The organism is Brachybacterium tyrofermentans, from assembly GCF_039526165.1.
Taxonomy (GTDB): Bacteria; Actinomycetota; Actinomycetes; order Actinomycetales; family Dermabacteraceae; genus Brachybacterium; species Brachybacterium tyrofermentans.
In genome coordinates, this window is sequence record NZ_BAAAIR010000009.1 from 1 (window position 1) to 8,371 (window position 8,371).

Sequence of the window (8,371 nt, forward strand, 5' to 3'; positions counted from 1 at the left end):
TATCCTGCTCACCAGCGCCGCGAGAACCGTAGCGTGAATACCCGCCACAGCAGGGTCATTCACCACGAACCGCGAAGAGCCCTCTAAGCTGGGATGACGAATACTGCCTAGGGCGAAATCTCAACGTGATCCACCTGCACGGCATTGTGGATCGCGATGAACCACGGGATCTAATATTCTCGTTAACCGAATACTCTTCGATGGCGCAGCAGCGCGCCACTTGGCCTGCAACTTTCCGGGACTCTTACGGGAACTCCCCCTTTGTGATCCTTGGGGCCCGACTCATCGACGAACCTGACATAGAAGCAATCATCTCCCGCCGCAACCCGTCGCACCCGGCACCCACCTTTTACGTCTCAAGGTCGATATCTCCGGCCATGCATCAAGATTTGAGCGCATGGGGAGTGATTCCCGTGGAAATGTCTGCGGAGGAATTTACTCTTGAATGGTCCGAACTCATAGGCATGGATCTGTCCCAAAACATTGATGCCGATCAAGAAATAGGTCTCCGGGTTGGACAACAATTCGTGGAATTGAACTCCAGCAGGACACCTGCAGCGGCCAAAAATCACGATTTTCTGGGCGGAGAAGAACCTGCTTGGGCAGACATACTAGGCTCGGTTCCCGCGGAGCTAGAGTGGGTCTCCAATGCCAAAAGTGACTGCAACAACGTTGGCCGAATGCTTCCAAAGTCGATCTTGATCGCGTACGTTGGGCATCGACTTACTGGAAGATCAACGGGGTTACTACAGGTTGCCCTTCATCTGCGCCAGCATTCATGGCGGACCTTCGCGTTTAAGCACGAGGGTCGCATCGACCATGAAGCCTTATTAACATACGCAGCCGACGGAAAGTCAATCGCCCTTCTTTTTGATGGAATCGCCGATGTGACCAGCGATATTAACAAGCTTATCTCTGAAGCAAGAGCATCAGGACTACGAGTGCTGTGCGTCTGTGTCGAAGACGTGGAGAGAGAAGCGAATATTCTCGGGCGCGTGTCTCGAAGTAATATTGCACATGATCGACTCGGCTCGATCAATAGGAAATTGACGGGCGTAGATGCACCGAGGCTGGTCGATAAACTATCCGAAGCAGGGCGACTTGGCATATTGGAAAGCGAGACCGACCGTCGCCGAGTAGCCCACTTTAAGGGCAAGGAATTGTTCGATTCCATGGCCCAATTGGAAGATGCGCCCGGGTTCGGCAAGAGAGTGCAAGATTTTATTCTCCCGATCGACGATAGTTACAAGCTCAACGCTATCCTCCTTTCATCGTACGCGGCCAGGGTCGGACGTCGACTCTTGGCCGTAGACCTGTCGAGAATGCTAGGAATCGATAGTGAAGAACTAATTCGACTGATCCAGCACGATCCACAGATGCAGATTCTCCTAAAGACCGACGGAGTCGATGTCGGTACCAGACACCGGTGGATGGCACTCGCACCCGTGGTTCGAAAACTTGGCGACGCTGCGGCTCTTGACCTGATAGGAATGGGAATTAGGGCCTTGTCGCCTCGCATTGGAAGAGAGAGTCTTTTGGCTCGCAACCCTACCGCAATGCTTGTCGGAGCGTTCATGTCGCAGAAGCGCCTGCACGAGTTATTCCCGAGCGCCAATATAGACCAATGGTACGCTTCCCTAATTGACATATTCGGTTCATGGAATGCACGGTATTGGGAACAGCGAGCGATCCTGGCTCGGCGCGAATCGCGAGACGACACTTCGCTATTGGCCAGGGCTGAATCGTTTGCAAATAGAGCTACCACTTTGACGCCGGATTCGTATAGCTTCACAACCCTTGGCACCGTACTGCTCGATCGGGCCTCTTTTGATGTCGTCGACATACGCAAGTATTACGAGCGAGGGTATGACGCGTTCGAGAAGTCGTCTCACCTAGAGCGAAGCAGCAAAGACATAGTCACCTGGATGGCGTACTTACGTTGCGCGATCAACGTCCTCACGCGAATCGCAAACGAAGACAGAAACCCGGGCGTTTTGGTACCAACTGGCGACCTGTGGAACGAGGTTCATGACACATGGGAGACGATCTATAACCAAGTCCGCATTGTCGCAGATTCCGGAGACCGCACTGAACGGGAACTCACCAATCTAAGACATCAGTTCGAAGCAATTGATCATTCGCGGTGAGTGAAGTGGAGGATCGAAAGAATCGATCTTGATATCACAAGGCGCTCTTCGTAGATGAGGGTGTAGTTGCGAAGCTCGGGGGTGGGCGCGTCGTTGCCGGGGTAGACGTCTAGGTCTCCCGATGATGGAAGTTCTGACGCTCGCCTTCTGGGAGACCTCGACATGTCTAGCGCTACCTTCTCGCCACCTGACCTGAACCGTCCCAAGTTCCCTGCCGCTACTTTGCCGGCTCGGGCTCTCGGGTGAGGGCCTCGCACCTGAGTTGGACCTCTCTTTGCGGTGAGCGCTGTTCCGGAGGGTGTTTCTACTGGTGAGGGCACTGGAGGGGTGTGTGGATGACACACTAATGGTGTGGTGTTTCTGCGGAAGGTGAAGACGGCGTCGGGAGCGACGGCCGTGCAGATCGCCGAGCGGAAGAATCGCCGGGACGTGGTCCTCGAACACCTCGGCTCCGCCCATACCGAAGCGGAGCTGGCGGCGTTGATGAGTACCGGCAGGGACAGGATCAATGCCGGCCAGGAGGTCCTTGACCTGGGTTTTTCGCGGGATCCGCAGTCAGCTGTGGTCCACTCGAAACGCTCCCGGCAACTGCTCGAGACGCTCCAGGCGGCATGGACGGCTCTGGGGTTCGACGTCATCGAGGACGAGGCTTTCTTCCAGCTCGTCGCCGCGAGACTCATCGAGCCAACCTCGATGAGCGACTCCGGCCGCNCCCCCAGTCCGCAGTGGTGCAGTCCAAGCACTCCCGCCTGTTGCTCGAGACCCTCCAATCGGCCTGGTCGACGCTGCGTTTCGACGTCATCGAGGACGAGGCTTTCTTCCAGCTCGTCGCCGCGAGACTCATCGAGCCAACCTCGATGAGCGACTCCGGCCGCGTGCTCGCTGAGGTCGGGATGGATCCGGTGCACCGCTCGACGATGAAGCNCGTGCTCGCTGAGGTCGGGATGGATCCGGTGCACCGCTCGACGATGAAGCGTTGCCTGGCCCGCATTTCCGAGCGGGAGTACCGCGACCAGATTGCGACGAAGTGCTTCGACCACGCCGTCAACAGGGGTGATGTCTCCTTGGTGCTCTACGACGTCACCACGCTCTATTTCGAGGCGGAGTACGAGGATGAGCTGCGGAAGGTCGGTTTCTCGAAGGAACGCCGGGTCGATCCCCAGATCGTGGTCGGGCTGCTGGTGGATCGTGAAGGGTTCCCGCTGGAGATCGGCTGCTTCGAGGGCAACCATGCTGAGACTCGCACGATCGTGCCGATCATCAAACAATTCCAAGCCCGCCACGGCCTGGCGGACATGGTCGTCGTTGCCGACGCCGGGATGCTCTCCACCGCGAACCTGACCGCACTGGACGAGGCGGGTCTGAAGTTCATCGTCGGCTCGAGACAGGTGAAAGCCCCCGGTGACCTGGCGAATCACTTCCACTGGAACGGAAATACGTTCGAGGATGGGCAGCTGATCGACACGATCACCCCGCGCCACGGCAATACCAAGACAGAGTGAATATTCGCTTCGCTGGGGTCCACTGATCGAGGGTCCGGGTGCCAGTTCGTTTTCGTAGCGATCGCGCTGTTGGGGGCCAGTGGTGGTGTCGTTGGGGACCACCCTGCTTACGCTCCTTCCGCCGCGTGTATAGGGCACGCGGCGGAAGGAGCAATCGAAGATGGTACGGAAGATCAGAGCGAAGCTGGTGCTCCAGGTACGTGCGTAGGGTCTGTCGGGGCGAGCGATCGCTGCCTCGCAGTGCATGTCTCGGAAGTCGGTCAGGGCGGTGTTCGACGCCGCTGACGGGGTCGGGATCGGCTGGGACGACGTCGCTGAGCTCGGGGATGAGCAGGTGTATGCGCGGTTGTTCCCGGGCCGGGGCGAGCACGAGAGCGTGTTCGCCCAGCCGGACTGGGAGCAGGTCCATCGGGAGATGGCCAGGCTCGGGGTAACGCTGAAGCTCCTGCATGGCGAGTACCTCGACGCCACCGCGGCGGCCGGGGAACCGGCGATGGGGTATGACCGGTTCTGCCGCACCTACCAGCGTCACGTGCTGGTAACCGGCGCCGCCTCGAGGGTCGGGCACAAGGCCGGCCAGAGCGTAGAGGTCGACTGGTCCGGCCCCACGATGGAGCTGGTCGACGCGGTCACCGGCGAGGTCTCGAAAGTGTTCTTATTAGTGGGCTGTCTGCCGTTCTCCCGTTACGCGTTCTGCTTCCCGGCGCTGGATATGCGCCAGGAGTCGTGGCTGCGGGCGCACGTGGCGATGTTCGACGCGTTCGGCGGGTCGGTCCCCAGGATCGTGCCGGACAAGCTCAAGACCGGCGTGGTCAAGCACCCGCGCGAGGGGGAGATCGTCCTCAACGATGCGTATCGCGAAATGGCCGGTCACTACTCGGCGGCGGTGCTACCGGGCCGGATACGGAAACCGAAAGACAAAGCGAGCGTGGAGAACACCGTCGCGCACGTGGCGACCTGGGTCATCGCCGGGCTGCGAGACCAGCAGTTCACGACCCTGCCCGCGCTGGCTACGGCGATCAGCGAGCGGATGGAGGCCTACAACGCCGAACCATTCCAGAAGCGGCCGGGCTCGCGCACCAGCGTGTTCGTCAGCGACGAGAAGCCGTTGCTGACGGAGCTGCCGACGGTCACCTACGAGATCTCCCAGTGGCTCTACGGCAGACGCGTGGCCAGGAACGGGCACGTCTCGTTCGCGCGGAACTTCTACTCGGTGCCGTTCGCACACATCGGTGCCACGGTTGATCTGCGCATCACGGCTCGCACGCTGGAGATCTACCACGGCCACCAGCGGCTCTCCAGTCACCTGCTGCTCCCCGAGGGGTCGGTGCACGAGTACCGCACCAACGACGCGGATCTGCCCGCCGGGGACCGCTACCAGGCCTGGGACCCGGCAAGAGTACGGGCCTGGGCGGAACGGATCGGCCCCGCGACGGTGATCGTGACCCGGCGGATCTTCGAGTCCGTACCGATCCAGGAGCAGGGCCTGGACCCTGCGCTGGCGGTGCTGCGGCTCTCCCGCCGCTTTTCCGCAGAGCGGGTCGAGGCGGCCTGCGCGCTCGCGTTGACGGGCCGGATCCGCTCGCCCCGCTACGCGCATCTCCAGCCGATCCTTGCGACCGGGCAGGACAAGACCGCCGGGCTGCGTCCACCCCGCGAGGAGCCTGCGGAGCAGGGCGGTTTCGTCCGCGGCGCGGACTACTACGCCGGAGGTGCCCGATGACCGCGATCGATATCGAGACCAAGCGGAAACTACGCGAGATGGGCGCTACCGCGCTGCTGGACGCCATCGATGCCCAGGACGAGACGCACGTTTTGGGGATGTCGTTCGAAGACCGCCTCCAACTGGTCGTGGACGAGGCGCACTCCACGTTCAACCACGGCAAGGTCGAGGGTCTGATCCGCCGGGCCGGATTGCGTTACCCCGGCGCGGACCTGCGCCGCCTGGACCTGGTCGAGGAACGCGGGCTGGACCGGAACGTGATCGCGCAGCTGGCGTCCTGCTCGTTCATCGACCGGCAGCAGAACGTGGTCTTCCAAGGCTTCACCGGGTCGGGGAAGTCGTATCTGGGATGCGCGTTGGCGAAGCAGGCCTGCCAGCACCGGATCAGGGCGCACTACATCCGGATGCCCGACCTCGAAGAGGCCTGGGTCCTAGCCAAGGACAGGTCCCAGGGCCAGACGAAGTTCCTGCGGAAGTACTCGACGTTCTCGCTGCTGGTGATCGACGAGTGGCTGCTGGACCATCCTGACGAGGGCATGCGTTCGATGCTGCTGGAACTGCTCGAACTCCGCTACGACACCGGCTCGACGGTGTTCTGCACCCAGTCCGCGAAGAAGGACTGGCATCCACGGCTCGGCGGAGGAGTCCACGCCGATGCGATCATGGACCGCATCGTCCACAACACCATCTGGATCGACACCGGCACCCGGAACATGCGCGAGCACGCCGCGATGACGCAGTGACGTGATGCCGGCGGGAGCCAGTGGTCCCCAGCGAGACGATCACTGGCCCCCGCCGGCACGATCGGTGGCCCCCGAAGGCACGATTGGGTGGCTCCCACGCCTACGAATATTCAGATCCCGCCCGGGCGCGTCATGACCTACGGGGAGATCGCCTACGCGACCGGTCTGCACCCACGCCAGGTGGGCCGCCTGGTCGGGACGATCGCGGAGACCATCCCCTGGTGGCGCGTGGTGCGGGCCGACGGGACGCCCGCCACCTGCCATGCCGGCACCGCGCCCGCTCTGCTCGCGCAGGAGCAGGTGCCGTTCACCGGCCACCGCGTAGATCTGCGCGCACTCCGAGCGCGCCGCGAGAGCGGCGGGGCGGATTCAGGGGCGACGGGCTCACCGTCGTCAGACTGAGCCTCGGCGGGGTGACGAAGGCGCCCGGCGCCTCCCACAGCGACCTGTCCGCGGGGAGGCTCCATCGCGTGGGCATCTGCTGTCGTCAGAACTCGTCGTCGAGCACCGGCAGCACGTCGTCGGCCTGGAAGACCCCCGAGCGACGGCACTTCCCCGTACCGGGGGCGAGAATCCCCCGGGAGACCAGCGTGTCGACGGCCTTGTGCGCTGCCACCTTGGAGACGCCGAGGTGCTCGGCGATGAATGCCGCGGTGAGGACGGGCTGCTTCCGCAGCAGCGGCAGGATCCGCCGGGCCGAGGCGTCGGAGCGCAGTCCGCGCACCTTCTCCTCGAGCAGAGCATCCAGTTCCTGCGCCTTGCCCTGGACGCTCCGGACGTGCTCGCCTGCCTCCTCCGCGACGGCGGTGAAGTAGCGAACCCAGTCGTTCAGCGCGGCGACAGCACCGTCGGCGTCGTCGGTACGGAACGCCCCGAGAAGCTTCACGTACTCGCGTTCCCGCGCACGGATCACCGTGGAGATGGGCAGCACGCCGGAGCGGACCACTCCTCCGCGTTCGAGGACCGCGTGGACGAGCGCCCTCCCGGACCTCCCGTTGCCGTCCTCGAACGGATGGATGCTCTCGAACTGCACGTGGGCGATGGCTGCGAGGATCAGCGGATGCTCGCCGGACTCGTTCAGATACCGGCACAGGTCCTCGACCAGCGACGGAACCTGCTGCGGCGGCGGTGCGACGTAGTCGGCCCTCACCCTGTCCCGCCCGCCGATCCAGACGTCGACGTCCCGCAGGCCGACGGCGACTCCCACCACACCGAGCGCCCGATGGATATCCTCCACGTCAGGAATACCCCATTCGGGGCGCCGGGCAAGGGTCTCGATCGCCGCGCGGGTCGCTTCGACGTTACGGGCCACCGCCAGCGCCTCGTGGTTGCGCAGGTGGCCCGACTGCTCGCCGAGCTGCGCGAAGGACACGTCCCGTGTGGACGCGTTGATCCGCTCGATCTGCGAGGAGGCGATGGACTCCGACCGCAGGAGCAGCGGGTAGATCCCCTGTCGGGTCGCCTCGTCGACCTGCGCCGACGTGGTGGCCACCTGCGCAGACACCTCCAAGGCGTACTCGCGCACATCACGGTCGAGCAGAGCACCGACATCCTGATCGGCCAGGTGGGCCGGCAAGTAGTACGAGAAGGTGCCCCCGCGGCGTTCGGCGGCGGTGCTGCCACGGAAGTCCGGGGCCTGCCGTCCGGCCAGCCAGGTGCCATGGATGCCCATCGCGCCTCCTCAGTTAACTTTATCTAGCTACAGTTAACTCTAACGCGTGGCGGTGAAGGATGCACTCGTGACGTCGCGGTAGAGCTGCCGCATCGCGACCCGCGCGCCGGCCACCTCTTCGATCAGCGGGAACACCATCAGGATCTCTTCACATACACACTCCGCTGTGCATTTGCTTGCATGTTTGTGTATCTGATGCATGGTGATGACCCGTGAAGAGCTCGATCTCGTGCACGGTGGCGTCAAAGTGTCGAGGCAGCATGGGGCTCGCCGACGGTCCGATGATCGACGAACCAGAGCCCGGCGAGGTCGAGGAGGACTGGGCATCGGTGGTAGCTGATGCTCCCAACTACGGTGATTCATAGCTTCACCTCGTCGTCAGCGACGAAGGGGTCGAGGATCGGGCAGTCGGACTCGCCATCGACGGCGAAGCCGACCGAGTTGTGCTCAGCGCCGTGGTCGCCGCCGTGAGTCCGGCGACGCACCCCCACCACGCCCCGCTGAATCGCCCCGGGTCTGGTGGAGGCTCTGAATCCACGGGAGGATGAGGAGCATGGCAGCACCGAGGAAGTACCCCGACGAGC

The 8,371-nt window shown here is 62.8% G+C and carries 6 protein-coding genes and 1 pseudogene; 5 read left to right on the forward strand and 2 right to left on the reverse strand.

The features are described 5' to 3' along the window. Nucleotides 1-200 precede the first annotated feature (200 nt). The 5 genes and pseudogenes from ABD093_RS02970 to ABD093_RS02990 all read left to right on the forward strand — a co-directional run bounded on the left by ABD093_RS02970 (nucleotide 201) and on the right by ABD093_RS02990 (nucleotide 6,517). The gene (locus ABD093_RS02970; protein ID WP_343922326.1) at nucleotides 201-2,147 is read left to right on the forward strand and encodes a P-loop NTPase; all 1,947 of its coding nucleotides are present in this window, start codon (nucleotides 201-203) and stop codon (nucleotides 2,145-2,147) included. A 483-nt stretch (nucleotides 2,148-2,630) separates the two neighbouring features. Continuing rightward, nucleotides 2,631-3,640: pseudogene (locus ABD093_RS02975) on the forward strand (IS1634 family transposase); the annotation flags it as partial. A gap of 220 nt (nucleotides 3,641-3,860) precedes the next feature. Continuing rightward, nucleotides 3,861-5,372 (forward strand): IS21 family transposase, encoded by a 1,512-nt coding sequence (gene istA, locus ABD093_RS02980; protein ID WP_343922337.1) that lies wholly within the window; start codon nucleotides 3,861-3,863, stop codon nucleotides 5,370-5,372. Continuing rightward, nucleotides 5,369-6,115, forward strand: a complete 747-nt coding sequence (locus ABD093_RS02985) for an ATP-binding protein (protein WP_343922329.1) — start codon at nucleotides 5,369-5,371, stop codon at nucleotides 6,113-6,115. The genes istA and ABD093_RS02985 overlap by 4 nt, the downstream gene beginning before the upstream one ends. 87 nt (nucleotides 6,116-6,202) lie before the next feature. After that, nucleotides 6,203-6,517, forward strand: coding sequence for an MGMT family protein (locus ABD093_RS02990; RefSeq protein WP_343922331.1), 315 nt, complete (start codon nucleotides 6,203-6,205; stop codon nucleotides 6,515-6,517). A gap of 85 nt (nucleotides 6,518-6,602) precedes the next feature. Here ABD093_RS02990 and ABD093_RS02995 read toward each other — a convergent pair whose 3' ends face one another. Further along, nucleotides 6,603-7,787, reverse strand: a complete 1,185-nt coding sequence (locus ABD093_RS02995; RefSeq protein WP_343922333.1) for a Fic family protein — start codon at nucleotides 7,785-7,787, stop codon at nucleotides 6,603-6,605. 359 nt (nucleotides 7,788-8,146) lie between these two features. Then, a partial coding sequence (locus ABD093_RS03000; RefSeq protein ID WP_343922335.1) for a hypothetical protein occupies nucleotides 8,147-8,371 on the reverse strand: 225 nt, incomplete at its 5' end.